This is a genomic window from Cellulosimicrobium composti (assembly GCF_009711085.1).
Taxonomy (GTDB): Bacteria; Actinomycetota; Actinomycetes; order Actinomycetales; family Cellulomonadaceae; genus Cellulosimicrobium; species Cellulosimicrobium composti.
Genome location: NZ_WMKA01000146.1, coordinates 1 through 336, shown reverse-complemented (window position 1 = coordinate 336; position 336 = coordinate 1). Strand labels below are relative to the sequence as shown.

The following is a 336-nucleotide window of genomic DNA, read 5'->3' as shown; positions in this document are numbered from 1 at the left end:
GCGTCCAACGGTGCGGAAACAGGGCTTCTCCGAGCGCAGTCCGCTGCGATTTTCTCGGCCCCGGAGATCTCGCGGACAAGTCTCCGACGGGCTCAGTCACTGTTTGATTTCCTCCTAGGACCCGTGACCGGACCTAGAAGTTTAGTTCCCTAGCTGATGCCAGGATCCGGGTCGGGAACACCCCCGGGCTGACACTTCGCAGGTCGCTACTTAGGCAGCGAGGGCGAAGGAATCGCGCTTGGTGTTGGCGATTATTTTTTGCGACATATGGTTTACGAGATCATTGCCGCTTCCTCGGCTCGCTTCCCCTGCTTCGACATCCGCTGTCGAAACCGA

The 336-nt window shown here is 58.6% G+C and carries 1 other RNA gene; it reads right to left on the bottom strand.

Annotation, left to right across the window (positions count from 1 at the left end):
* Positions 1 to 336, bottom strand: a transfer-messenger RNA (tmRNA) gene (ssrA, locus tag GJV82_RS19300); the annotation flags it as partial.